We start from the raw sequence: 24,500 nt of genomic DNA on the forward strand, positions 1-24,500 counted from the left end.
ATGAAACGCTCTCAAACACAACATCATCCTAGAAAAGTCAGTGAAACTAATATTCAGTCTCTACAAAAAATGGAAGAGTCGAATCTTCAATCATCAACCCATGCCCAACCCAAAATTTATGCCACTGGGCATCAACTCCAAGCAATATCGAATGAACAAGGGACAAGATCGCCAAATTCTCTTGAATCCAAAGAACTCGTTCTCAATACTGAAAAAAATGATTCTCTAGGCTCAAATGGTAATAAGTTAACCGTTAATCAAGTCAGAGAAGAACCGAAATCCTTGAGTGATCAACAAGAGGCAGAAGAGCCATCAAAAAACCTAGGTCAAAAAATTCGACGGGTATTATTTTTAACCGTTGGCCTCATCGCACTAATAACGGGTCCTGTCTTTGCACAACGGTGGTGGCAATTCCAAACTTCTCATGTATCAACGGATAATGCTCAAATTAAAGGTCATCTTTCCCCGATTTCTGCCAAAATTTCAGGAACGATAGAAAAAGTATTGGTTAATGATGGAGATTATGTCAAAGCAGGGCAGACGCTCTTTGTTTTACAAGACCAAGATTTGGATTTTAAAATTCAACAGGCAGAAGCGAATTTAGCTGGAGCTTTAGCACAATTGAGAGCGGCCAAAGATTCTGTCACGGTGGTTCGTCAAACCAATCCAACCCAGGTTCAGCAAGCTCAATCAAATGTTGCCGCTAAGGAAGCCGCCGCGATCGCCGCCCAAGCCAATATCAATCAAGCTCTGGCAAAGGTTGACATCAGCCAGGCTAGTGTCGCTCAAGCACAAACATCTCTCACCAAAGCTCAGGCAGATTTTCATCGTTACAACTTTTTATACAAAGAAGGAGCCGTTTCAGCGCAGGAGTTAGATACAGCAAGGGCCGCTAGAGAGAATGCCCAAAGTGAAGTGATCGCTGCTAAGAAAGGTGTGGCTCAAGCGCAAGCTGAGGTCAAAAATGCTCAGGCTGAATTCCAACATTCACGGGCCGAAGTTGAAGCAGCAAAAGGACAAGTTATTGAAAGAAGGGTTTCTGGACAGAATGTCATTATTCAAACAGACCAAAAAAAGCAAGCTCAGGCTCAAGTTGAACAGTCTAAAGCCGCATTAGCTCTGGCTCGTCAGCAAATTATTTACACAAAGGTTAAAGCCCCTATTAACGGTTATGTCGGACAGTTGACGGCCCAAGTCGGTCAAAAAGTCCAAGCTCAACAGCCGGTGCTATCGGTCGTTCCCTTACAAACCGATGAAATTTATGTGGATGCCAATTTTAAAGAGACGGCATTAGGTCGATTGCGGATTGGAGAGGAAGCTCAAGTGGAGGTAGATGCTTACCCTGGTGAAATTTTTAAGGCCAAAGTTGCTGGTATCAGTCCCGCTACAGGAGCTAGTTTTGCCATTATTCCCCCCGATAATGCGACGGGGAACTTTAACAAAATTGTGCAATGGGTTCCCGTTCGGCTGGTATTTATGCCCAATGCTGATCCAGAACATAAACTTAAACCTGGCTTAAGCGTGAAGGTGACAGTCGATACTCCCACAGGAAAACAGGCTATATCAAATCGTTCACAGCATTAATGGGATTCTATCTTTTTGAGATAGTTGAGATTTTCTATGCCAACTCCCTCTGTTCCGACCCAATCTCACCGTAACCGACGAATACCAGCGACTCAATCCTTAGAAAATTCTGGTTATGATGCGGCAGACTATGTTCAAGGGCCCCTCAAATGGGCGATCGCCTTGACGGCCTCTTTGGGCGCAATTTTAGAAGTGATTGATACCAGTATTGTGAACGTTGCGCTGACGGATATGCAGGCGACTTTAGGGGCTACGGTCACTGAAATTGGTTGGGTTGTTACTGGTTACGCGATCGCCAATGTCGTCTTAATTCCCCTTTCTGCTTGGCTGGGCGATGTTTTTGGGAAAAAATCCTATTTTGTTTTCTCGATGATCGGATTTACCGCCGCTTCAGTGCTATGTGGTTTATCAATTAACCTATCAATGCTGATTATTGCTCGCATTCTTCAAGGTTTATGTGGTGGTGGACTCCTGGCCAAAGCCCAAGCAATTCTCTTTGAAACCTTTCCGCCAGCAGAACAGGGATTCGCTCAATCAATCTTTGGTGTTGGGGTGATTGCAGGGCCGGCGATTGGGCCCACTCTGGGGGGCTATCTGACCGATACCTTAGGTTGGCGTTGGATTTTCTTTATCAACTTACCAGTGGGAATCTTGGCAACAATGATGGCGATCGCCTTCTTGAGACCCGATCTTAAAAAATCCCCTCAAACCCAACAGAAGGTGGACTGGACTGGAATTATCTTGCTCTGTATTGCAGTTGGCAGTTTACAGGCTTTTTTAGAACAAGGAGAACAGGATGGTTGGTTTGAATCTCATTGGATTACAAGTTTGGCGCTCATCGCAGGAATTGGACTGATTTTATTTATTTGGCGGGAACTGAGCACGAACGCTCCTGCCGTTGATCTGCGAGTATTACGACATAAATCTTTAGCCGCAGGAAGCCTCTATTCTGGCATTTTAGGCATGGGACTTTATGGAGCCTTATTTGCTGTTCCCTTGTTTACCCAAAGTGTCTTAGGATTTTCAGCCACTCAAACGGGATGGTTACTCGCTCCAGGGGCCTTAGCTTCTGCCATGATGATGATTTTATTAGGCAAAATTTCAACCAAAATAGATGCCCGTATTTTAATCGGACTAGGAGCCGTTGGCACGACGAGCGTGATGTTCGCCCTAGCAAAAATTACGCCTCAAACGGGAACCGATAATTTATTTTGGCCATTGATTTTGCGGGGAGCAACGACAGTCTTAATGTTTTTGCCGTTAACTTTAGCCACACTCGGTTCCATTCCAAAGGAAGATGTTTCGGCTGGCTCAGGTTTCTATAACTTAAGCCGTCAATTAGGAGGTAGCATTGGCATCGCTCTTTTGACTACCCTACTGACCCAACGAGAGGCTTTTCATCGCGCCATTTTGTTAGCAAAGTTAACACCTTACGATCCCGAAACTAACCAACGACTTCAAGTTTTGACAGGATTATTTCAAAGTCATGGTTCTGACGCTGTTACGGCCCATCAACAGGCGATCGCCTCACTGTCTCAACTGGTCAATACCCAAGCAGCAATTTTATCCTATGCAGATATTTTTCGCTTTGTTGGTATTGTCTTTCTCTGCTCATTACCCTTGTTAATCTTTCTCGGTAAAGGAGGCATTAGAGCCAAAGCACCTGTGGCTCATTAGTCTCGAAAAGCGACAGGAACCGAAACCGCCCAACCCTCAGAAACCCGACGAGCCGCAACAAACGGCAGACCCGGAACACGGCCAGCCCAGCGCGAAGCAAAAGCCCCAGCGCAAGTCGGAGAGGCAAAGACTGCAACCAGGACAAGGCCAGAAGCGGAGCGAACCGAATCCCGCAGGAACCAACGCAAGGCCCCGGAGCCGAGAGCAGAACCCGAAACGAAGCGACGGGCTGGGAGGGCAACCCACAAATCAGAAGAAACAGACACGACGAAAACCGCCAGAAACAACAGCAGAACACAGAGCGGCGGCGATCAAGGTAAGCCCGAAGGGGAACCAATGATAAAAGGCCCCAACGCCGTTCGATGTCTTTGGCTCTAGGTTTGTCTTTTCGCGGCGGTTAGGGGCAACGACTGAGATGTTTCCACTGAGCAGGGTTGAGGCTTGCCTGTTGGGTTCAAGAAAGTGAGCATGAATCATGCCGCTAGACTGAGAAAGCTGTGTGGCGGCCAACCAATCAGGAAGTCAATCAATAACCAATAACAACGCCGCAGGCAACCGCTTCTAGGGGTAAACTCAAACTCCTAATACCAATTCTTCACGTTGAAGCTACAGATGTTTACCCCTCCGCCTCCGTCACCTCCCATTACCAAGGGGAGGACGGGTGGGGTCATTTGTGTAGTTAGGTTTCAGAGATTTGGTATAAAAGGGAAAAATCATAGACCAAGGTATGTCCGCAAGACACTCTTCCGCCCAACGCCTTTGTTGCCCTCTTCGTCTCTCCTTACAGGCCCCATAAACCAGAGCAGTACCTTTGATTGCCCTTACTAGGACAGGCAGAGAAAAACTCGATTATCATATTCTTGAATTAGAGCAAAAGTGCTACAAAGTCGTCCATGTATCAGGAAAGAGGTCTAATGGTCCAGTTGAGCCGCCATAGACAAACTTTGACTCTTACCGATTACCTCTCATCGATCGGCTCCAACGCAGTGTTATGTGCTTGTCTCTCACTTGAACGGGATATATTCAACCGCGTTGATCCATTCGTCAGGTTCAGAAGCTTTAGCAATCAGTTCTAAATCCTTAACAAATTGACCAATCGTACCTCCAAGTTGATGACCAAAAATCAAGCCTGAAAACTGTTTACCTTTTATCTGCCAAGTTTCGGCTAAAACTCTAAAGCGAATATCTTGGGTAAAGAGAACACGCTTAAGCTCAGTCACTCTTACTAAAAGCTGATCGTCAGGCAATTCCGTAGTTCTGTCCTCAAATGCCGTCAATACGTCTATGCCTCGGCGACGCAACTGCTCGGTAATCGCTTGAGAAACATGAACATCCATGTATAAAGCAATAGCCATTTACAGTAGTCCCTTAGCTTTCATACGAATGTAGAAAGGGGACTTGACGGCTTGAGTCATATTTTCTTGAACTTGCTGCCATTCTTGCCTGATTTCTTGGTCAATTTCTTCTTGGTGGTCAAAATAGTAGCCCATTGCTGCATGAGCTTCGGCTAGGGTTAAGTAAAGGTGCTGACGACATATTTCCTCTACTGACCAACCATAGGCAATATAGTCCATGACAATTTGGGCAATTCTAATGCGCGGCAAGCGTTGCAAACGTGCGGACTGATGGTCACTTTTTTCGATGTGTGGATAACTGAGGGTTAACATAATGCTTTGTTTTCACCTAGCTAAGTTGCCATATTCTAACAGTTTTATCTTTGCTGCCACTAGCCAGTAGTTTTCCGTTGGGGCTAAAACTGACAGACATTACAGGCTTATCATGCCCAGACAACTCACTTTTTTGCGTTTTGCTCTTGACATCCCAAAGTTTTACTTTGCCATCATCCCCACCACTAGCAACAATTTTTCCGTCAGGGCTAAAAGCAAGTGCATTAACTCCTCCTACCCAATCAGAGTATTCACATAGTAATCCCTGATCTTCTACACCATTCTTATAACTTGCAATTTTGATTTTTCCATCTTCTCCGCCGCTAACCAACATTTTTTGGTGAGGACTAAAGGCAATAGCATTTACCGTGCTGCTGTGACTAGGTAAACTGCCAATTCGTTTTAAACTTTTCCAGTTCCAGATTTTCACAAATCCCTGTTCATCACCACTAGCAAATATATTATCAAATGGACTTGATTCAATGCACTTAATATTACTTGTATGCCAACTTAATTCTTCACCTCTAATTCCACCAATTTTTGTATCTATTAACTTAATTTGCACTAATGAAGTTGGTATTGGTAAATTGTTTCTTTCAAAAGTTGCTACGACCGAGCCATCAGATGAAAAAGCAAGAGCAGCAACTCTACCTGCCTCACTAGGGTTACTCTCTCTAATATCTTTTCTTTCAGAAGATTTGTTTAAATCCCATATTTTGAGAATATTACGATCAGGGGTAATTACGTTATAGGTGCATACTAGTTTAGCATCAGCACTGAGAGCAATTTGGCGAATATAACGATTCAAGCCTCCTTTGATCAGAACTTCTCTCTTATCTTCTTTCCAATTTAGTATAATTACTGCTTTGTCGTATTGATGTATTAAAAGTCTTGAATCATCAATAAATTTGGAAAAATAGATTTCACCATCAAAAGAAAATGGATTGCTAAAAAAAGAAAATGGATTGCTAAAAGATGATGGATCTAGGTTGGGAGAGGTACTTTTATTTGATAGTTCGGGCTTTGAAGCTAAAGAACTGATTATATATTCTGGAACTTGTCTGTATTTAAGTGAATTTCCTTCGTCTTCTAAGCTAGTCGCTTCTGACGCAATGGCGGGTTGAGGAGATACCCATTCCCAGAAATTTCGATAGTCATTGATGAGTTGTTGGTGATTAAGTTCTAAATTCTCGAATGTTACAGATATTGAAGGTTTTATTCCTTTTACAACAATACCTTCTAGAAAATATATTTCTCTGCCAAAGGAATCCTTTAAAGTTCCGTCAATTTCAGGATTTATATCTTTAGCTTGAGCTTCAATGACTCGATAAATAATGGTTAAATCACCAACTTTTGAGCCGTGGATTTCACGATAGTAAACGCTATCATCATTTGTACGATCGCCCTCTGCTGCTTTTGCCAAAAGACTGGCTATATTCGCTTGACACATAAAATCAGGAGCTATCACCGTTCGATAGTCCAAAAATTGATTGCGACTGACTAGAAATCGCCAAGCTTTGATCTCGCTCATACTCTTAACTCTGATGCAGGAAAGCGATAAACCAGTTGGTTCTGGATTGAAACAAAACAGTTGATAGCGTGTGTTAATGCTGTTTCTTCATTTGCCACTTTTTTTAGAGACTCTGCCTGTTCGCGCCTTAATTCCTCTGTCCTTCTTGCTGCAAAAGCAATTTTTTGTTGTGCAGGAGTCTCAGCCCATTCAATCAAAGTTTCAAGAGTCTCGCCTGCGAACTGAATATTTGCGCGGTAAAAGTTCTTGTACGACCTTTAGTCCACCAGCAAACAGTTGTCCGAGGAAGTCGAAGAAATCTATATTTGGCTTGACCTCGATAGGTGTTTCTAATTCGGATTTCCGTTTTTTAATTAGTTCTTCCATCATTACCTGAATCATGTCGGGCAGAATACAGGCTAGAGGAACCTCAACTTGGAATGGCTTAGGAAATTCTCCAGTTTTTTCCATACTGCCATCAGGCTTAGCGATCGCAAATCCTTTGCCAACTGCGCTAACTGGAATGAGCCGCACAGGTGAGCCAGCTTGATTTCTGAGCTTGACTAGATTTTTAAATTCATCAATCTCAAGCAAACGATCCCTAATTTGCTCTAAAGTGTAGCCCTGCTCAACAATATCCCACTTGCTAATTACAAAGTGAACGGGTTTACGCGAGCCTTGCATTACGTCAATCATATTACGCAGATCGTTGACTGCCCAAACTGTCCCCATCTTCTCTTTTCTGATTAAGGCACAGAGTTTTTGACCATCCAGCAATCCTAATAAAGCATCTGCTGCTTTAAACTTATCGTTAAACTCCGAACTTGCATCTTCCTCATCTACTTCTTCGTTAATTCTGCCCCCCGCGTAGTCAAGATAGGTAAAACAGCAAGCATCATAAATTGACAAATCACTTGGATTTTGTACTCTGCAAGTAAATGTCCATTCAGAAACCTCACTATATCTTGTCCCCGCAGGCCACTTTTCATCGGCAGCGACTTGAGTGTAGATATTGTTGAGTCGCTTGCGCTTTTCACCAGTATCAACTTGAAGAAAAAATCCTAGTTCGCTCTGTGTAGATAGTTTTTTATACAAACTGGACAAGAATACTGTCTTCCCTGAACCGCTTGGACCAAGCATGATAATTGAGTAGTTGTTCATGGATGATGTATTGCTTTAGGATACTAAGACTCTAACTCTGGGATGGCACATAACTAGGGGATATGCGGCGGGCGACCGCATAACACTCCAGGGTGTTTGCTAGTGAAAACAACGATTTTTCAACCGTCAAAGACAATTTAGCGCCGTTTTTCGGGGGAGTCAATCCCCGCCGCCGATTTACGCTCCTTTTTCTGAAGAGTCTTTTTCAGACACCGCATTAGCCCTTGACCATCTTTTAGTCGTCGCAAAACCAGTCAGAATATCAAAGTCAGAAAAAGTCTGCACTGATTTGAGTGCCCAGAAAAATCTGACTGGTCCTGCAATCTCACTTCTAGCCCCTGGGGACACGCATAAAAAAACGAGGCCCGTAGGCCCCGCGAGGAGAACTAGACCAAGACCGAAAGCCGACGCAACCGGGCAACACGGGAAGACAAAGCCCCACCAGAGAGCGAACGCCCAGAGGCAGAACGAAGCAGGCAACACCCAGAAATGACGGAGGACGGAAGCGGGAACCCACCAGGCGGAATGACCCCCGGCACAAGAGGACGAACAGGACGACGGAGCAAACAGGAAACAAAACAGAACCAAACAGCAAACAAAAACAAAGCGAACATGGCCAAAACCGCCAGAAACAACGCGGCTAGGGAGACCGGAGGGAGACAAGGGCGAGCATTCTAATAACCAAGGCCCTCACCATAGCCCCGCAGGGCCAAGGAAAAGCGGGGGCAACAAAAGGTGAGTTGATGCCGGAGGCACCCTTGACCCCGTAGGTAGAATAGCCAAACCTGGCGTGGCGGTGCTTTTACAGGTAGCCCCCCGATGAGCGGGGGGATGGGGGGTTAGGCCTTACCATTTAAAAGCCTGGCAGGGCCGGGCGAAACTTGAACGCGGTCTGCCGGAGGCGGGACGCAACGATAGAGCTCTGTAGATCTGGTTGAAGATGCGAACATTGCAGGAAAGTGCCTCAAACATTGAAAACTTGTTGAAGCCTTCGATGTATGGCACCGCACATTGTCTTCAATATTTAAAAATAATCTTTTGACGATTGATATGCATAAGTATTGTTATGTGTATTGACATAAAAACCAACAAACTACTTTTCATAAATACCTATATTTTTAGGTTAAAACTTAACAAAAGAGAGTAACATTTTCAAGCTTAATATGAGTGAAATGACTGCGAATATCTTTTTCAAAAAAGCCTCAGGTAAGCGATGTGACCAACGAGCACCATAAGGAGCAGCAATAGAACTAGCAATGGATATTGAAAAAAATGCAGGTAGGTAAATGAATCCAATGGTATGCGGATTATTCAGGGTCTGAGACCAACCACTAATCATATAGCCAATCGTTCCTGTAATGGCGATAAAAAAACCAATTGCGGCTGAGGTGCCAACGGATTTTTTCATGCTAATATTCTTGTAGCTCAGGTAGGTAACAGTAAGAAAACCGCCGCCTACTGCTGCTAGGGCAGATACCGCTCCAATTGCAACGCCAACTGTCAGTAATCCGCGAAATGTGACTGGCTTTAAGCTTGGTTTGGGTTTCCAATTTACAAACATCTGTACGGCTACAAGCGCCATGAAAAGCGCAAAAAATAGAGCAATATAAGCCGAGTTGAGATTGGCAGCGACATGGGTGGAAAGTAGCGCACCCAGCATAATTCCGGGAGCCATGCCGCTAACGACTTTCCACACTACAGCACCTCGAGAGGCATGGGCGCGAACACTGGTAATGGAGGAAATGATCATACACATCAATGACGTTCCCAAGGACAAATGGATTACTTCATCTCCACCGATACCCTGATAAAACAGGATGGATGCCAGCAAGGGAACTAGTATTCCACCACCACCAACACCGAGCAAGCCTCCCATAAAACCAACAAAACTGCCCAACGCAAGGTATACCAATATCCACTCAAGACCCAGCATATGTATCTAGCCCATAAAGTTGCATGTAAGGCTACAATACAAATTCAAGTTAACTTGAGGTCAAGGGTTAATCGCAAAATTGACATGATGGATATATCTGAAGTAGCAAAGGCATCAGGGTTGCCAGCCTCAACGCTACGCTTTTACGAAGAAAAAGGTCTGATTCAGTCAAGGGGACGCAGTGGGCTGCGCCGTCTATTTAGTGCCGATGTTGTGGATCGGCTTGCTTTAATATCTTTGGCGCGCAGTGCTGGTTTTTCATTGGATGAGATAGCTGAAATGTTTACTCCTAAAGGGCCTGAAATTAATAGAGCACTACTTTCAGCTAAAGCAGAGGAACTGGATAAGAAAATCAAGGAACTGACCTCAATGCGTGATGGGCTGCGTCACGCGGCTGTTTGTAAAGCACCAAATCATTTTGAATGTCCAAAATTTCTTCGTCTTCTCCGGATTGCGGGTAAGAATCGGTCTAGAAAACCCAATCAATTGCAGAAAAAAAACCTGGACGAGATGCGCAGAAGGCATAGCGCAGGTGAGCTTTAATATTCGCAGAGAAAAACAACCGGGGATTGTATTAGGAGGTTCTCGTATATCACGCCCAAGAGAGTGGTCGTAAGACGTTAGTTGATTCCGAATGGGGAAGCGAGGTTGAGGGTAGAGCAGGGCGGGACGCAACGACTACCACCGGGCCGAACAGATGGAACCCGACCAAACCCCAGGCCGGAGCAGGCCCAACGGTTCAGAGAGGGCCAGACAATACTTCTGGGAAGTCTGGGAATGATGGAAAAGGATGAGATTATCTCCGCCGCCAATGTGGAACGTGCCGCGATAACTGACCTGGAGGCCAGGGCCTGGAAAATTGACCAATTCTAGATGGGTGCTATCATCCAAGTCCACAGCAGAACTGAGGCAACCAGCCGGGGAGGCCTGGACAGTATGACTGGTGATAGTGACTTGGCAGGCCATACCCTTCTTGATGGCCACCCGTTGGATTGCTTGTAAGGCCCCCTTGACCTCATGGAGATCCTCCTTGAGGGCCTGTTTCGCCATCATCTGCAAGAAACTGGGAAAGCCCATGGCAGAGAGAATACCCACCATCAGGGCCACAATAACCACCTCCATCAAAGTCCAGCCTCGGTCAGGTGCCCCAACCCCTAGTAAAAAATTCCGCATCATGGCCGGGGACTATAAAGCTTGCCCTTGAGACAAACAGAGCCAGCACTGTCCCAAAGATTAGCGGGGTTGAAGTAGTACAAGACGGAGCCAGTGGAGCGACGTAACTGGTAGCCATCAACATATTGGAAGCTTTCCCCCATGCTGGTTTTCAGGTCGCCATCCCAATACTCCAGGATGTTGAAGGAAACCGTTCCGCACTTGCTGGCCTTGAGAGACTTCGTTTTGGTACGCCCAGAATAGGTTCCCTCATGGTTGCCAGCTAAGACAACGGCATATTCTTTATTGGCCATCTCTGGCCCTAGGGGCGGGTCATAGAACTTGACCAGACCTCCCCCAACCCAGACCGTCCATTCCCCAGGGGGCCAGGGAGTACCATATTCTCCCTTCGTGACTTGGCCATTGACACAAAAAGGCTCATTAGCGGGGCTATCATCGACAGCGGCATCACCCCAATAGAAGACCCATTTCCAAAGGGCGGGGATTTCGACCCGTTGCCATCCCCCATTACCGACCCCCCGCAAAGGATATTTATCCGCTTTGACGGTCAGGATACCGCAGGCATCAGCTTTGCCTTTGGTGCGATAGCGATAGGAAGGAATGAAAAGCTCATATTTCTCATAGGGAGTGAGGCCCCCCAAAGTGACAGTGGTTTTTCGTGTCTTGGGATTGAAGGAAGTGCCCCCCGTTATCTGTTGAGCAGAGGCAGGCAACAGAGGCAAGAGGGCCGATAGCAGGAGAGCGAAGGAAAGAAGGCGTTTCATTTGCGATTAGGGTTAACATTTTCGCTAGTGCGGCCATCCTCTTGTCTAGGGGGCGGGTTATTCCCTGGGGTCTGGGCCAGGGTAGGGAGAGAGACGACAGCAATGAGGAGAAGCGAGAGCAGAGATTTAAGGGCCATACGAAAAAAGGGGAAGATTCCCCCAGGTAACGAGTGAGAAGCAAACAACAAGAATTAGGGCCAGTCTGAAGTGAACAGGGCCACGCCATTACGACAAATCGGCCCCCCACTAACCGAGGCGATGGTGGCGGTATCAATGCCGATAACCGTGGCCTGAGTCTCCTTATTCTTGAGAGTCAGGACACCAGTAGGATTTGCATAGGCCCCCGTACTAGAGAGCTTAGCGATGCCACAGGTATTTGCCTTGATACTGCGAGTCTGGGACAAGTCCAGATACCGGACATCATGCTGGGAGTAGTCCACCAGGCCTGTGAAATAAACATCCCCCTCAGCGGTTTTCAGAACAGCGGCTGGGGTTAGGTTAGTTCCAGCGAGTTGACCATCGGTACATTTAGGAGCGGCCTGGACAGGCAGACTGCCGACCGTGAAAGCTGTGTTACTGCCTAACTGGAGATTGCTGGCATCGGTGAGGGGGGCCGAGTCAGTGGAAGCCAGCTTAAAGAAACCGCATTCATTAGCAGACTTTTTGACAATCTTGGGCAGGCCAGGGTAGGCGGCCTCTAGGGTTTGATAGCTACCGAGACCACTCAAGAACCGAATCGCGTCGATACTCTACTTGACGAGTTGCTAGAAGAACATCAAACCCCGGAAGAAATCCTGGGAGAATCAGGACTGCTAAAACAACTAACAAAACGCTTGATAGAGCGGGCCTTAGCCGGGGAACTGAGCCATCACTTAAAGCAGGAGGTGGAGGAAGAAAAAGGCAACAGTCGCAACGGCTATTCAAAGAAAACAGTGCAGTCCAACCATGGGGAAATGGAGCTATCCATCCCCCGAGACCGACAGGGAAATTTTGAGCCAGTGTTAGTGCCCAAACATGAACGTCGTATCGCGGGATTGGATGAGAAAATCCTAGCCCTGTACGCGAGGGGGATGAGTACTCGGGATATCAGCGCTCAACTAGAGGAACTCTATGGGGCGAAGGTGTCAGCGAGCTTGATTAGTGAAGTAACCGACGCAGTAATGGAGGAAGTCAAAGCCTGGCAAGCCCGTCCCTTGGAGGAAATCTATCCCATCGTTTACCTGGATGCGTTGTACGTCAACATCAAAGTCTCAGGACGAATCAGTAAACGAGCAGTCTATCTTGCATTGGGGGTGGACCGAGAGGGGGACAAACAACTCCTGGGTCTTTGGATTGGGGAAGCGGAAGCCGAGGGGGCCAAATTCTGGCTGCGTGTGCTGACGGAGCTGAAGAATCGGGGACTCAAGGATATCCTGATAGCCTGTTGTGATGGCTTGACGGGCTTTCCTGAGGCGATTGGGGCTGTTTACCCCCAAACCCAGGTTCAGTTGTGTATTGTCCATTTGATGCGTAATTGCCTGAATTATGTGCCTTGGAAAGATAAAAAGGCGGTGGCGGCGGATTTGAAGCCGATTTATCAAGCTACTACTATTGAGGAAGCGGAAACGGCTCTGGATGCTTGTTCCCAGAAATGGGATGGTTTATACCCGGCTATTAGCCAGATCTGGTTACGTCATTGGGAGCATATCATGCCGATTTTTGACTATCCCATGGAGATACGCCGCGTAATTTACACGACCAATGCGATTGAGTCATTGAATCGTTCTTTGCGTAAGGTTATAAAAACCAAAGCCGTTTTTACAGACGAAGATTCTGTTTTTAAGCTAATATATTTAGCAATGAGAAATATCACTCGGAAATGGCAACGTCCCATACGGGATTGGCGAGCCGCCGCATCTCATTTTACTATTCTTTTTCCCGACCGCTTTTCCCTTTAATTTTCCTCTTTACACAAAATTTAGATCACTCTCCTGATTGCTCAGCTCACTCAGCTTGATACTTGGATTCAGCAACCAATAGACACGGTTCCCGAATCGTAGCGAGTACTCGTGACGACCCACAATGCCCTGGATTGTCGATGCTGGAGTGGAGGCTATCATTACCACTAGGGGTACGAGGAGGGCTGGCAATCATGCGTTGGTCGGCAACCCAAGCCGGCGTCGTCATCAAGATGAACAGCTATAGTACGACACGCCACCAACGTTAGAAAACGCCTTGGGTTTTAGACGATAGTATTTATCTTCTACTTCTTGCGATTGCTCATCATAGGGATAGCTCAGTACTTCTTGCAACTCTTTAACTAACGTGTAGTTACCCTGCATAGCTTGTTGATAGGCAGGTACAATCAACCACTCTCGCCATGCGTATTTTGGGTTAGTCTGTTTCATATTTGTTGATATCTCAGCCAAATTGCCGTCGTTAATGACGAGGTCGCGCCAGCTTTTTAGCCAAGATTGCCATTGTTCATCGAGTTGGTGTGAAGTTTTAATATAGAAGCTCTTTTTCAATGCTGAGACATCGTCTGGTATATGGGATAACTCGCGAAAGAAAATGGTGTAATCTGCCTCTGAGTGGTTCATTAACTGCATTAATTTCGTAAATAGCTTTGGGTCAAATTCAGGCAAGCCAAGTTTGGCCGCCCACATTTGTTGGACTTGTTTCTGCATTGCTTCTGCAAAGCCACGGCGTACTTGGTCGAAATCTTCTAAAGCTTCAGTATCTTCTGCCAGTAGTGGTCTCACAGATTTCCAAAACATATGATAATTCGCTTCTGCTGCGATGGGCTGATTGAAGAATGAAAAGTGTTCGCCGCCGCCAGTCCAGGGTTGAAACCAAGGGTCAAAAATTTCACAAAACCCAAATGGTCCATAGTCGAGAGTAAAGCCACCAGCCGCGCAGTTGTCACTATTAAAATTGCCCTGGCAGTAACCAATACGTTGCCAATTGGCCACCAGTGAAGTGAGACGCTGACGAAATAACTTAGCCAACTCAACCAATTGCTCTGCAAAACCAAGGTTTTGATTAATGTCGCTTTTGTATTCTCGCTCAATTAAATATGAAACTATCATACTCAATTCTTCCAATGCTCTTGGATGAGCATGACTGCGAGCGCGGCGGGCAAATAACTCTAGCTGACCCACGCGCAAAAAGGATGGTGCGACGCGAGTTGAAATGGCCACAGGATTATCCACCAAAATATCAGGTTCGATGGAGTGGGAATCTTGAGAATACCAAGGCCGGGTAACGGTCTCAGATTTAGAAACATACAGTGTTAAAGAACGCGATGTCGGAACCCCTAAAGCCTGCATATATTCTTGCGCTAGAAACTCACGCACACTTGAACGTAGTACTGCGCGCCCGTCGGCACCACGGCAATAGGGCGTTGGGCCACCACCTTTTAATTGCATTTCCCAGCGCTGGCCATTGATGATTCCTTCAAACACAGATATTGCCCGACCATCGCCATAACCATTACCAGTACCGAATGGACATTGTTGGGTATATTCGGTGCCATAAATCGACAGGGCATAGCCCGTCGCCCAGCCGACCTGTCGCATTGGCTCATACGCGGCAGAGATATCACCAGAAAATACTTGGCGAAATTTTTCATTGAGCGCCAGCTCATCGCTCAACCCAAGTTCCTTAAAAAAAGTTCTGCTATGGGTTACATATTCTGGTTCTGCAAGCGGTGTGGGTGTCACAGGTACAAAATGACCAGAAAATACCTGGCGGGCACGGTGGTCATCACCATCGACCGTGGCATCAGGATCGGCATTTAAAGTATCCATCAGAGAATAATCCGCCAATTGCACAAACTCATCGAATGTTGTTACGCAGGGCTCAGTAGATGGTTTAGATGAATATGACATTGTTACTAGCGCCCGTATTGTCGGGAAAGATTCATGTTTAATTGAAGACCCTATAGAGGCTAACATATTCAATATCTAAAATATAGAGTCTATTTTAGATATTGAATATACTATTTTCCTCACTCTATAGACCTTTTCTCTTCTACTCGTTTTGACCCAACCATCGAGATCACCTCGACAAAATTAATAAGCCTATAGAAGCTTTAATTTATTATGACTCACTACGGTTTAATTTGTCCGGCAACAACTGGGCACCTGAATACAATGCTTCCCCTCGGTAAGGCGCTTCAGGAGCGGGGTCATACAGTCACCTCGATTGGAGTGGCAGATGCCCAGGGCAAAACCCTAGCGACGGGCTTGAATTTCCAGGCAACTGCCGAGGCAGAAATGCCTGCTGGCACTATGGCAGAATCTTTAGCCCAGTTAGGACGCTTAAGCGGTCGTGAAGCAATCAACTATACTGTCGATCTAGTCAGAAAAAGTACGGAAATTCTCTTAAAGGCAGCCCCGGCGTACATCTAGACCCTCGGCATTAACGCTTTGATGGTGGATCAAGTCTCGCCAGCGGGGGGAACGGTTGCGGACTATTTACAGCTTCCCTTTGTCAGTCTTTGTAGTGCCCTGGTCTTGAATCGAGAGATTAATATTCTACCCTATTTCACCACCTGGCCCTATCAGCCGAATCTATGGGGCCGACCCAGCAATCGCCTGGGTTATCGGGCTCAAGCCAAGATCGTCAAACCTGTCACCGAGGTTATTAATCGCTATCGCCAAGAGTGGCATCTCCCTGTACAAACCAGTCCTAATGATCGTTACTCTCGCCTCGCTCAAATTAGCCAACAGCCCTACAGTTTTGAATTTCCCCGTCAGGAATTGCCTGCTTGGTTTCATTTCACTGGCCCTTACCACAATGCCAGCAGCCGACCAACGACGGATTTTCCCTGGGAACAGTTAACGGGTCAACCGCTTATTTACGCTTCTTTGGGAACCATTCAACATGGCTTAATCGAGATTTTTCAACAAATTGCTGAGGCCTGTGTTAGCTTGGATGCTCAATTAGTCCTCTCTCTCGGCAGTGCGACGGGCATTGACCCTCTGCCCACCTTTCCAAGCGATCCTCTGGTTTGTTGGTATGTGCCCCAGCTAGAAATCCTCAAAAAAGCTTCCCTGGTGATCACCCATGCGGGACTGAAGACCACCCTCGAAGCCATCAGTAATGGTGTTCCGTTGGTAGCTTTACCCATTGCCAATGATCAACCAGGGGTTGCCGCTCGTATTGCCTGGTCGGGTTGTGGAGAATTCATTCCTGTCAAACAGGTGACGGTGGCCAAGCTCAAGGCGACTATCCACCAAGTCCTCACCAATCCCAGCTATCGACACCAGGCCCGAGGCCTCCAACAGGACATTCAACACAGTGGGTGCCTTTCCCAAGTCGTAGATATTATTGAGCAAGCTGTCAATACTCGCCAACCCGTGCTCAATCCACTTCTTCAGCCTTGATAGCAGATGAAAATAACCGTTTAGCTCTTTAAAGCAGACATGCTACCTATCACTTGTCGGCTCACCAGACCAATTCCCCGAATCACACGATGCTCATTACCGCTGTACTGTCGTCGGGTTAGCTCAATCGAATGGGAAAATCGCTTGTCCAGTACGGTGTCATCAAAGATAAGGTAAGCTCTAGCATCAGACACGACAGAGGACTTGACATTGTCCCACAGCAAACGCGGAGTTAGTTTCTCGCCCCGTAGATAACGATTGATAGTGTCGTGACTAACCCCAGCCAAATGCTCTGACAAGTTCGTCAGAGTGTAATTTACAGGACTGCTCAATAGGTATTGGCAATAGTCTATCTCATCCCTTCACCATATACCAACTTTGCGTAAGTCCTGACAGTGATGCTGCTGTTACTTCGTTCTGTAATTCCCAGCAGTGCTCTGTTGGGTTCCTTGATTATCTATCGAGCTGTGTATTATCTATTGCCACGTGGCATTAGAGTACTATTAATTGCAGGATATGAAGTTCATTCTCGTCAGATGAATTAATGGAAAGCGGCGATTTCCAAGAAAAAAAGTGCCTTCTTCACATCCCCCAATACTGGGGACTTACTGGTATAAACTTTGTGAGCAATCGCCTTAGAAATATTCATGGGCATAGAACAAGCATAAACAACTGAGGGGGTTCGTGCTCTAGAACATTTTGTCGATGGTGTTGGCCGTAGAGCCGCCGTAGCGAGAATTCACCCGCAGGGATTGGTCATCTCGAGAAACGGAATAGGTCAGAGGTTTACTCGTATCGAGCAAGAGTTTTCCTTCCTGGGCCAAGCTGGTAGCCGGTTTTTCCACCATCAGGGTTTCTAGTTGGCTAATTCGTTTGCGGGTAGCTGGATGGGTAGAATCCATCTCTGATCCGGGGAGACGGGCCATGACTTGCATCAAACGCAGACAGCCTTTTGGGTCAAAACCGGCCCGAGCCATATAGACGTAACCATGTTGATCCGCTTCAAATTCTTGGCGTCGGTCGTTTTCCGCCTGTTGTTGCTCAAAGGCCAATTGCTTTTCCTTAACAATTTGGGCCATGCGGATCTGGGCCTGTTCGATGCGTTGCTGGCCACTAATCGCCACGACTCCACCGACGGCTTCTGTTGCACTGCCCCCAATTCCTCCAATGACCCGGCCTAATCCCCCAAAAAGAGTGGCCCCGATGGCGGCCCCCACGGCATCGTTTTGGGCCGCTTGTTGTTCTTGTTCAACTTCAATGCGGGCCTCTTCCGTAAATTTTTGCAACAGGGCCTGTTTTTCCGCCTCGCCCATCGCAACATGACGCTGGGTATGGTGGGCCATCTCATGGCCGACGACGCAGGCCACCGCCGAGGGATCGCCTTCCACTTGGTCTAGTAGGCCAGTATAGAGGGCAATTAAATTGGTATCCGTCGCAAAGGCATTGACATCGTATTTATTGATAGTGACGACCCGCCAGGGCGTTTGATCCAAATTATTGGCCCGAGCAATGCGATCCACAATGCGATAGACCACATAAAAATCTTCGGGCAGTTCCCGTTTGGCCTTGTCGTAAATGCTTTCTGTTTTGGGGGGTGTTTTCGGTTTTTTCGGGGTCGCCTTAACAGCGGTCAACATCTGGCCGAGAAACAGAACTGTTAACAGGCCCGTTAGGAATAGTTTCGGTGTACGGAAGGCGTGTTTCAACATAGCGTTCAAGGATCGATAGATGGTGTGTCAGTCAAAGAGGTATGCTTCAAAATTCCCCAATTATTAGCGCATCTCCCGAGGTTATGAATGGTATACCCGTTTTTATTAGCACGAGAGGTTCTGTACAGATATTTTGAGATTATCTCAAGGCCGGAGAATCGATTGACGATTTTTTAGATGGATTCCCTACCGTGATCACAGAACAGGTTATTGCTCTTTTGGAAGAAATGGGAAAACAGCTTGTTGGACGATTGCATTGATCGCCATGGGTTAAAAGTGGAGTTATTTGAGGTGGTCGAGGGCTTGGGGAACCGAAGTCTGGCCGCAGGCCCTACTTTAAAAGCTTCCTGGAACGGAAACAGTCTTTCATAACTGTAGCGGATGTCCTGAAGCATTAGAGAGACTTAATGAAGCTAGATACCAGCCCCAAAATGAACAAAACTCAAAGTCTCATCATAAGAGCTGATGCTATACTTATGGCAAGCGCTTACCCAAAACTTCTATATGATTGCCAACAACTGGATAGCGTATGACAGAAAGTACTAATGCTCAAGAGAGATGTATTAAGGAAATCAAAATTTCTTCGAACTTCTTAAAAAATTATTTATCAAGAAGCCTAACCCAATGTGCAATTATTTGTTTGACATTAATTTATAAGACCTTCAGAAATCAGCAGGTTTAGATTTTAGATTGTCGCCTGAAAGCATTATTCTGCTGTTGTTCGTTATATATTTCGTCAACTCAAGTCTTCTATTCTTGTTTTATTTTCAAGCTAAAAATCCTATTTGCTGATGAATAAAATAGCTAGAAAAAAGATTTAATATACCTAAAGTTACAGAAGACTTTTGGCGGGTCAATGGTATCAACAAACAGGAGAAAATGAGATGCAGGAAGAAGAGCAAAAAAGAGAAGCTATTGACACATTTGAAAGGATTTTTGAAATTGTAGACCAACGATGGGGAACTGGAGATACATTCAGCGCCATAGAAACATTCCTTGTTGGTCGTAAAATTATTTTAAGATCTGATAACAAACAATATAAAATAGAAAAGTATTTCGGCTTTGGTAAATTTAATATTTGCAAAGATCATCGCCTTCCAAGATATTGTGTTTCAAAGGAATTTTTAATAAATGAGGTCAAGATCTTTTTCCCGCCAATTCCAATTAATATTGTTGAAAATTATAACAAAATTCCTGGAGAAGAAATACAGTGCAAACAAGAGAGAGAAAAAGGTATCTCTACCATTAACTATTTTCTTCGAAATAAGTATATATTGTCATTTGATTTGTATTTACAAAGCCTAAGAAAAGTTATTGATTACAATGAGTTTTTAAATGCAAGAATAAAGTTTGTAGAAGAATGGTTTATTGAGAGTCAAGGTGTCTCTCCTGATCAATTACAATTACATGCAATTAGTGAAGTCAATCACCATATTCAAGTTATTTCGAGGGCTGGAAGTGGTAAAACCTCAACTATTGTTAATCGTGCGTTATTTTTGCAAAAACATTGCGGTATTGAGCCTCAGGAGATGTTATTACTGGCATTTAACCGCAAGGCTGCCAATGAGATTCAGTCTAGGCTATCTGACAAATTAGGAAAACAACAAACACCTCATGTAATGACCTTCCATGCCCTGGCCTATGCATTAGTTCACCCAGAAGAAGAGCTACTTATCGATCAGTCTGATGGTCTGCAAAATAAGAGTCAAGTTTTACATTCTATTATTAATAATTACCTTGAAGATCCTATTTTTTATGACAAAATAAAATGGTTAATGCTAGACCGTTATCGCCAGGACTGGGAAAAAATTGAAGCAATTGGATTTAATAAAACGCCTGAAGAGCGCTTAAATTTAAAGCGTTCATTACCTCGGGAGGGGTTAGATGGTAATCGCTATAAATCCTACGGTGAAAAAATAATTGCCAATTTTCTGTTTGAAAGAGATATTCCCTATCGATATGAACGTAATTATGACTGGAATGGCATCAATTATCGACCTGATTTTACCATTTTTACAAATAAAAATTCTGGGATCATTATAGAGTATTTTGGGTTGGAAGGAGATCCGGATTATGATAAAATGTCTGATAAAAAGCGCGAATTCTGGAGGAATAAATCAGGGTGGAATTTTCTTGAATTTTCTCCCCAGGATATACTTAATGATAACCTTTTAACGGAACTCCAATATTGCCTTGAAGATCTTGGCGTAAGTTGCCAAAAGCTTTCTGAAGAAGAAATTTGGAAAAAGGTCAAGGATCGTGCAATTGATAACTTTACTAAGGCGATGGTTCAGTTTATCCAACGCTGTCGAAAACTATCTTTGACAACCGATGAACTGTCTAGAAAGATCCATAATCATCAATATGATAATGAAATCGAGAAACGGTTTCATGATTTAGGGCAAACTTTCTATAACTCATATTTAAAACGTCTAGTAGAAACGGGAGAAGATGATTTTGACGGGCTGATGCAACGAGCCGCAGATTCTATTCGAGCAGGCAATACTATTTTTAGACGTAAGTCAGGGGCGGGAGATCTCAAAGAATTAAAATATATATTCATAGATGAATATCAAGACTTCTCCCAACTGTTCTACAACTTAATTGATGCGATTCGCCAGTTTAATTCTAATGCTTTATTTTTCTGTGTCGGAGATGATTGGCAAGCAATTAATAGCTTTGCTGGCTCTGATTTAGTATTTTTTGAAAAATTTACTGACTATTTTCCAGATGCCAAGAAATTGTATCTTTCCAATAACTACCGCTCTAAGCAGTCAATCGTCAAAATTAGTAATTCTTTGATGCAAGGACGAGGTGTAGAAGGGAAGCCGAATACATCTGAGCAAGGAAATGTCCATTTGATTGATCTCAATGATTTTCATCCTGACGTGTTGGAAAACCATGATTACCCTGGGGATAAGATCACCCCTGCTTTGATCAGAATTATCAATACTAAACTACAAGCAGGAAAAGAGGTTGTTATTCTCAGTCGGAAATCAAGCATTCCTTGGTATGTTAATGGAAACAGAGAATTGGACGACTTCGTGAGGGTCGTTCACCAGCATTTTAAGCTAGACAATAAGCAAAAAGGAAAAATAACTATTTCCACAACGCATCAATATAAGGGACTAGAAAAAGCTGTTGTTATCATAATTGACGCAATTCAGGGCTGTTATCCTCTTATACATCCTGATTGGATTTTTATGAAAATCTTTGGTGATACCCAATCCAAGCTAATCGATGATGAGCGTCGTCTTTTTTATGTTGCTTTGAGCCGTGCTGTGGATGAACTATTTATTGTCACAGATACTTTAAACGGAAGATCTGAATTTCTTGAAAATTTAGATAAAAACCATTTTTCTACACTTGATTTCTCAAAATATCCTTATATTTCACACAAGTCTACTATTATTGTCAAGATTAAAAATCGACAAATATCGGGCAGCTCCGATAATGCAGGAACCTTTGCTATCAGAGATCAACTAAGAGCAGATGGCTACCGCTGGAATTCCCAAACTTACCTGTGGTCAAAATCTATCGAACCTCATAAATTCAGACTTTATGATCATTTTTCTAATTCTCCCTGGAAATCTTCTGCTAGCGGGATTGAAATAATTGTTTGTGACTCACAATGTCAAAAGCCTCTGGCCATTTTTCATGTGGATAATGGCAAAATTACACGCTTAAATTTTCAAGAATACCAGAATCAAACGGATCATGAAATACAACGACTGGGCTGGAGTCCGGATCAGTGCAGGGCTTATTTAAAAAACAAGTATGGCCAGAATAAACCCAGTCGCTCTTTACTGTCAGATGAGGAATTACAAGATTTTCTAAACTATTTAAAGTTACAATAAATTGGTACCAAAATCCTGTGATGATTATCATGATGTTTTAGGCTTCCTATTTCCGCTAGTTGTTCTTCAATGAGCCAAACTTATAATAATTCTGTACGTTTTCTCCAGGAGTTATGCCCATTTACCTCGACTACAGCGCCACCACGCCCCCCCGGCCCGAGGCCATCGCCATCGTGCAACAGATCCTACAAGACCAGTGGGGCAATCCCTCCAGTCTCCACTCCTGGGGGAGCCGCGCGGCCCTGGCCCTGGAAACGGCCCGTCTGCAAGTGGCCCAACTCTTAAATGTGGCTAACCCAGACTGCATTATCTTTACCTCCGGGGGAACGGAATCCAATAACCTGGCCATTTTTGGCGTGACCCAGCAATATGCCCAACCGCAACACCTGATCATTTCCAGTGTCGAGCATTCCGCCGTGAGTGAACCGGCCCGCTGGCTAGAAAGTCGGGGTTGGCAGGTGACGCGCTTAGCCGTTGACCACCAGGGCCGGATTGATCCCCAGGCCTTGGCCCAGGCGATGCAGGATAATACGGTGCTGGTTTCGATTATTTATGGCCAAAGCGAAGTGGGAACCCTACAACCCATTAGCGAACTGGGACGCATTGCTCAGGAACGAGGGGTTTTATTCCATACCGATGCAGTGCAATGTGCGGGCCGAGTTTCCCTGGATTTAGCCGAGTTGCCCGTGGATCTGCTTTCCCTTTCTAGCCATAAGCTCTACGGTATCCAAGGCAGTGGGGCCCTGTATCGACGGCAGGGGGTTTCCCTACATCCACTCCTCGGCGGAGGCGGCCAGGAACAGGGGTATCGCTCCGGTACTCAGGCCCTGCCGGCCATTGCGGCCTTTGGGATCGCGGCTGAATTGGCCCAACAGGAATTAAGCCAGGAAGCGGAACGTTTAACCCAACTCCGAGAACAGTTGTTTACAGGACTGGCCGATTGTCCCCTACTACAGCCCACCGGCAGTCGTCGGCACCGCTTGCCCCACCATGTCAGCTTTGTCGTGGTTGATCCCGGTGATCCCGGTCGGTCGTTACCGATCACGGGAAAAACTCTGGTACGGGCCTTAGATCGACGGGGGATCGCCATCAGCGCTGGGGCGGCCTGCCAGAGCGGCAAACTCAACCCCAGTCCCATTCTTTTGGCCCTGGGCTACTCTCCTGACCAGGCCCTGGGGGGCATCCGCTTAACCCTCGGCCGAGACACCACCCCAACAGACATTGAGGCTACAATCCAGGCCCTGCAAGCAGCCCTGGCAGAGGTAAAGATTTGTAAGTCAGTGTAAAGAACTGTAACCGCACTGGAGACTTTATTACAATACAGTCATGAAAAGAAGATATTTCAACGAGCTTTTGTCAAGCTTTGCCCAGGATTAAAAATTTAAAAGGGGCAGAAGACTGGTGATGACTTCTACCCCTGAAAGCTTTTTATGGTTAGGGTCTTTATATCGGCTGACCCCATTTGATTTGATTACTAATATCTCCGAAATTTCGGTGTTTTCCTTGATCCTTAATCTTTTTTTTAGATTTCTTTCTGTGTTCTTCTGTATGGCAATATGTTTTTTTGTAAACTAATGTTGCGAATGGTGTAAGGTTACACCGCAGAAAGAAGAAATCCAGACTTCAAAATTGCGAATCGAAAAACGAGGGTGTTGGACATCCCCCAGTACCATCGGTTCTACCAAGATGGTGAACATACCTAAACGATTACCGGCTAGGACATCGGTAAAGAGGCGATCCCCTACCATGGCCACGCGTGCCACCTCTAGGCCCATTTGGTCAATGGCCTGGCGGAGTTTACGGCGCGAGGGTTTAGCGGCCCCAAACAGAAAGGGTAAATCCAAGCTCTGGGCAATGCGACCAATGCGGGCCTCGCTCAAGTTATTACTCACCAGCCAAATCGGCATTTGGGGCCGGATTTCTGCTACCCACTGCTGAAGCTCTGGAGAAACATCGAGTTCACGAAAGGGAACGAGGGTTTCATCCACGTCCAACACCAGGCCCTTGAGCTGGTAGCGCTGAAGAATTTCAGGGTGTAGATGAGTAATGGTTTTCCCCAGGACAAAATCGGGTTGCAGGAGTTTGGCTTTGGTCAT

24 protein-coding genes and 1 pseudogene are annotated in these 24,500 nt (G+C 45.5%); 9 read left to right on the forward strand and 16 right to left on the reverse strand.

The window, feature by feature from the left end:
• Complete coding sequence (locus ABXS88_RS00845; protein ID WP_353673318.1) at positions 1 to 1,584, forward strand: HlyD family secretion protein; 1,584 nt, start codon at positions 1 to 3, stop codon at positions 1,582 to 1,584.
• Between the two features lie 162 nt (positions 1,585 to 1,746).
• Positions 1,747 to 3,261 (forward strand): DHA2 family efflux MFS transporter permease subunit, encoded by a 1,515-nt coding sequence (locus ABXS88_RS00850; RefSeq protein ID WP_353673319.1) that lies wholly within the window; start codon positions 1,747 to 1,749, stop codon positions 3,259 to 3,261.
• On the opposite strand, the gene ABXS88_RS00855 is transcribed toward ABXS88_RS00850, so the two are convergent.
• The 7 genes from ABXS88_RS00855 to ABXS88_RS00885 form a co-directional block, all read right to left on the reverse strand.
• Positions 3,258 to 3,527, reverse strand: a complete 270-nt coding sequence (locus ABXS88_RS00855; RefSeq protein WP_353673320.1) for a hypothetical protein — start codon at positions 3,525 to 3,527, stop codon at positions 3,258 to 3,260. The two genes, ABXS88_RS00850 and ABXS88_RS00855, sit on opposite strands and share 4 nt — an antisense overlap.
• Before the next feature lie 738 nt (positions 3,528 to 4,265).
• Positions 4,266 to 4,616 carry a DUF5615 family PIN-like protein gene (locus tag ABXS88_RS00860; RefSeq protein ID WP_353673321.1) on the reverse strand — a complete coding sequence of 117 codons (351 nt, stop codon included), beginning with the start codon at positions 4,614 to 4,616 and terminating at the stop codon, positions 4,266 to 4,268.
• Entirely contained in the window at positions 4,617 to 4,928 is a 312-nt protein-coding gene (locus ABXS88_RS00865; protein ID WP_353673322.1) for a DUF433 domain-containing protein, read from the reverse strand. It lies immediately after the preceding gene.
• 16 nt (positions 4,929 to 4,944) lie between these two features.
• Positions 4,945 to 6,459, reverse strand: coding sequence for a WD40 repeat domain-containing protein (locus ABXS88_RS00870; RefSeq protein ID WP_353673323.1), 1,515 nt, complete (start codon positions 6,457 to 6,459; stop codon positions 4,945 to 4,947).
• Positions 6,456 to 6,656, reverse strand: coding sequence for a hypothetical protein (locus ABXS88_RS00875; RefSeq protein ID WP_353673324.1), 201 nt, complete (start codon positions 6,654 to 6,656; stop codon positions 6,456 to 6,458). Before ABXS88_RS00875 ends, ABXS88_RS00870 begins: the two co-directional genes overlap by 4 nt.
• 4 nt (positions 6,657 to 6,660) lie before the next feature.
• The gene (locus ABXS88_RS00880) at positions 6,661 to 7,599 is read right to left on the reverse strand and encodes a hypothetical protein (protein ID WP_353673325.1); all 939 of its coding nucleotides are present in this window, start codon (positions 7,597 to 7,599) and stop codon (positions 6,661 to 6,663) included.
• A gap of 1,123 nt (positions 7,600 to 8,722) precedes the next feature.
• Positions 8,723 to 9,532 carry a sulfite exporter TauE/SafE family protein gene (locus ABXS88_RS00885; protein ID WP_353673326.1) on the reverse strand — a complete coding sequence of 270 codons (810 nt, stop codon included), beginning with the start codon at positions 9,530 to 9,532 and terminating at the stop codon, positions 8,723 to 8,725.
• A gap of 84 nt (positions 9,533 to 9,616) precedes the next feature.
• Here ABXS88_RS00885 and ABXS88_RS00890 point away from each other — a divergent pair, with 84 nt between their 5' ends.
• Positions 9,617 to 10,075, forward strand: a complete 459-nt coding sequence (locus ABXS88_RS00890; RefSeq protein ID WP_353673327.1) for a helix-turn-helix domain-containing protein — start codon at positions 9,617 to 9,619, stop codon at positions 10,073 to 10,075.
• 135 nt (positions 10,076 to 10,210) lie between these two features.
• Here the strand turns inward: ABXS88_RS00890 and ABXS88_RS00895 are convergent, their stop codons facing one another.
• From ABXS88_RS00895 to ABXS88_RS00910, 4 genes are read right to left on the reverse strand one after another with little or no spacing between them, the layout of a single operon-like run.
• On the reverse strand, positions 10,211 to 10,708 hold the full coding sequence (locus ABXS88_RS00895; RefSeq protein WP_353673328.1) for a hypothetical protein: 498 nt from the start codon (positions 10,706 to 10,708) through the stop codon (positions 10,211 to 10,213).
• Positions 10,705 to 11,469 (reverse strand): hypothetical protein, encoded by a 765-nt coding sequence (locus tag ABXS88_RS00900; RefSeq protein WP_353673329.1) that lies wholly within the window; start codon positions 11,467 to 11,469, stop codon positions 10,705 to 10,707. Before ABXS88_RS00900 ends, ABXS88_RS00895 begins: the two co-directional genes overlap by 4 nt.
• Positions 11,466 to 11,606: a hypothetical protein gene (locus tag ABXS88_RS00905; RefSeq protein WP_353673330.1), complete on the reverse strand. Its 141-nt coding sequence runs from the start codon at positions 11,604 to 11,606 to the stop codon at positions 11,466 to 11,468. The genes ABXS88_RS00900 and ABXS88_RS00905 overlap by 4 nt, the downstream gene beginning before the upstream one ends.
• A gap of 54 nt (positions 11,607 to 11,660) precedes the next feature.
• Positions 11,661 to 12,197, reverse strand: coding sequence for a hypothetical protein (locus ABXS88_RS00910; RefSeq protein WP_353673331.1), 537 nt, complete (start codon positions 12,195 to 12,197; stop codon positions 11,661 to 11,663).
• A gap of 33 nt (positions 12,198 to 12,230) precedes the next feature.
• Between ABXS88_RS00910 and ABXS88_RS00915 the strand changes: the two genes are divergently transcribed.
• Positions 12,231 to 13,406, forward strand: a complete 1,176-nt coding sequence (locus tag ABXS88_RS00915) for an IS256 family transposase (RefSeq protein ID WP_353674847.1) — start codon at positions 12,231 to 12,233, stop codon at positions 13,404 to 13,406.
• 46 nt (positions 13,407 to 13,452) lie between these two features.
• Here the strand turns inward: ABXS88_RS00915 and ABXS88_RS00920 are convergent, their stop codons facing one another.
• A complete protein-coding gene (locus tag ABXS88_RS00920) occupies positions 13,453 to 13,635 on the reverse strand; it encodes a hypothetical protein (RefSeq protein ID WP_353673332.1) in 183 nt (60 codons plus the stop codon).
• On the reverse strand, positions 13,635 to 15,338 hold the full coding sequence (locus ABXS88_RS00925; RefSeq protein ID WP_353673333.1) for a protein adenylyltransferase SelO family protein: 1,704 nt from the start codon (positions 15,336 to 15,338) through the stop codon (positions 13,635 to 13,637). The genes ABXS88_RS00920 and ABXS88_RS00925 overlap by 1 nt, the downstream gene beginning before the upstream one ends.
• Before the next feature lie 213 nt (positions 15,339 to 15,551).
• On the opposite strand from ABXS88_RS00925, the gene ABXS88_RS00930 reads away from it, so the two are divergent.
• Together ABXS88_RS00930 and ABXS88_RS00935 are read left to right on the forward strand one after the other, a co-directional pair.
• Positions 15,552 to 15,860: a hypothetical protein gene (locus ABXS88_RS00930; RefSeq protein ID WP_353673334.1), complete on the forward strand. Its 309-nt coding sequence runs from the start codon at positions 15,552 to 15,554 to the stop codon at positions 15,858 to 15,860.
• 21 nt (positions 15,861 to 15,881) lie between these two features.
• Positions 15,882 to 16,838 carry a nucleotide disphospho-sugar-binding domain-containing protein gene (locus ABXS88_RS00935; protein WP_353673335.1) on the forward strand — a complete coding sequence of 319 codons (957 nt, stop codon included), beginning with the start codon at positions 15,882 to 15,884 and terminating at the stop codon, positions 16,836 to 16,838.
• Between the two features lie 59 nt (positions 16,839 to 16,897).
• Here the strand turns inward: ABXS88_RS00935 and ABXS88_RS00940 are convergent.
• A pseudogene (locus tag ABXS88_RS00940) lies at positions 16,898 to 17,191 on the reverse strand (transposase); the annotation flags it as partial.
• 336 nt (positions 17,192 to 17,527) lie between these two features.
• Complete coding sequence (locus ABXS88_RS00945; RefSeq protein WP_353674848.1) at positions 17,528 to 18,373, reverse strand: M48 family metallopeptidase; 846 nt, start codon at positions 18,371 to 18,373, stop codon at positions 17,528 to 17,530.
• Here ABXS88_RS00945 and ABXS88_RS00950 point away from each other — a divergent pair.
• The 3 genes from ABXS88_RS00950 (at position 18,296) to ABXS88_RS00960 (ending at position 23,690) form a co-directional block, all read left to right on the forward strand.
• Entirely contained in the window at positions 18,296 to 18,499 is a 204-nt protein-coding gene (locus ABXS88_RS00950; RefSeq protein WP_353674849.1) for a hypothetical protein, read from the forward strand. The genes ABXS88_RS00945 and ABXS88_RS00950 overlap by 78 nt on opposite strands.
• Before the next feature lie 893 nt (positions 18,500 to 19,392).
• Complete coding sequence (locus ABXS88_RS00955; protein WP_353673336.1) at positions 19,393 to 22,404, forward strand: UvrD-helicase domain-containing protein; 3,012 nt, start codon at positions 19,393 to 19,395, stop codon at positions 22,402 to 22,404.
• A gap of 113 nt (positions 22,405 to 22,517) precedes the next feature.
• A complete protein-coding gene (locus ABXS88_RS00960) occupies positions 22,518 to 23,690 on the forward strand; it encodes a cysteine desulfurase family protein (protein WP_353673337.1) in 1,173 nt (390 codons plus the stop codon).
• 285 nt (positions 23,691 to 23,975) lie between these two features.
• On the opposite strand, the gene ABXS88_RS00965 is transcribed toward ABXS88_RS00960, so the two are convergent.
• A complete protein-coding gene (locus ABXS88_RS00965) occupies positions 23,976 to 24,500 on the reverse strand; it encodes a YqeG family HAD IIIA-type phosphatase (protein ID WP_353673338.1) in 525 nt (174 codons plus the stop codon).

The organism is Synechocystis sp. LKSZ1 (assembly GCF_040436315.1).
In the GTDB taxonomy this organism is placed as follows: Bacteria; Cyanobacteriota; Cyanobacteriia; order Cyanobacteriales; family Microcystaceae; genus Synechocystis.

Coding starts and splice junctions, on each gene's coding strand:
- ABXS88_RS00905 (WP_353673330.1), bottom strand. CDS start 11,606: ATGGCCCTTAAATCTCTGCTCTCGCTTCTCCTCATTGCTGTCGTCTCT.
- ABXS88_RS00960 (WP_353673337.1), top strand. CDS start 22,518: ATGCCCATTTACCTCGACTACAGCGCCACCACGCCCCCCCGGCCCGAG.
- ABXS88_RS00890 (WP_353673327.1), top strand. CDS start 9,617: ATGATGGATATATCTGAAGTAGCAAAGGCATCAGGGTTGCCAGCCTCA.
- ABXS88_RS00880 (WP_353673325.1), bottom strand. CDS start 7,599: ATGAACAACTACTCAATTATCATGCTTGGTCCAAGCGGTTCAGGGAAG.
- ABXS88_RS00845 (WP_353673318.1), top strand. CDS start 1: ATGAAACGCTCTCAAACACAACATCATCCTAGAAAAGTCAGTGAAACT.
- ABXS88_RS00965 (WP_353673338.1), bottom strand. CDS start 24,500: ATGACCAAAGCCAAACTCCTGCAACCCGATTTTGTCCTGGGGAAAACC.
- ABXS88_RS00870 (WP_353673323.1), bottom strand. CDS start 6,459: ATGAGCGAGATCAAAGCTTGGCGATTTCTAGTCAGTCGCAATCAATTT.
- ABXS88_RS00930 (WP_353673334.1), top strand. CDS start 15,552: ATGACTCACTACGGTTTAATTTGTCCGGCAACAACTGGGCACCTGAAT.
- ABXS88_RS00885 (WP_353673326.1), bottom strand. CDS start 9,532: ATGCTGGGTCTTGAGTGGATATTGGTATACCTTGCGTTGGGCAGTTTT.
- ABXS88_RS00935 (WP_353673335.1), top strand. CDS start 15,882: ATGGTGGATCAAGTCTCGCCAGCGGGGGGAACGGTTGCGGACTATTTA.
- ABXS88_RS00865 (WP_353673322.1), bottom strand. CDS start 4,928: ATGTTAACCCTCAGTTATCCACACATCGAAAAAAGTGACCATCAGTCC.
- ABXS88_RS00895 (WP_353673328.1), bottom strand. CDS start 10,708: ATGATGCGGAATTTTTTACTAGGGGTTGGGGCACCTGACCGAGGCTGG.
- ABXS88_RS00860 (WP_353673321.1), bottom strand. CDS start 4,616: ATGGCTATTGCTTTATACATGGATGTTCATGTTTCTCAAGCGATTACC.
- ABXS88_RS00900 (WP_353673329.1), bottom strand. CDS start 11,469: ATGAAACGCCTTCTTTCCTTCGCTCTCCTGCTATCGGCCCTCTTGCCT.
- ABXS88_RS00920 (WP_353673332.1), bottom strand. CDS start 13,635: ATGACGACGCCGGCTTGGGTTGCCGACCAACGCATGATTGCCAGCCCT.
- ABXS88_RS00925 (WP_353673333.1), bottom strand. CDS start 15,338: ATGTCATATTCATCTAAACCATCTACTGAGCCCTGCGTAACAACATTC.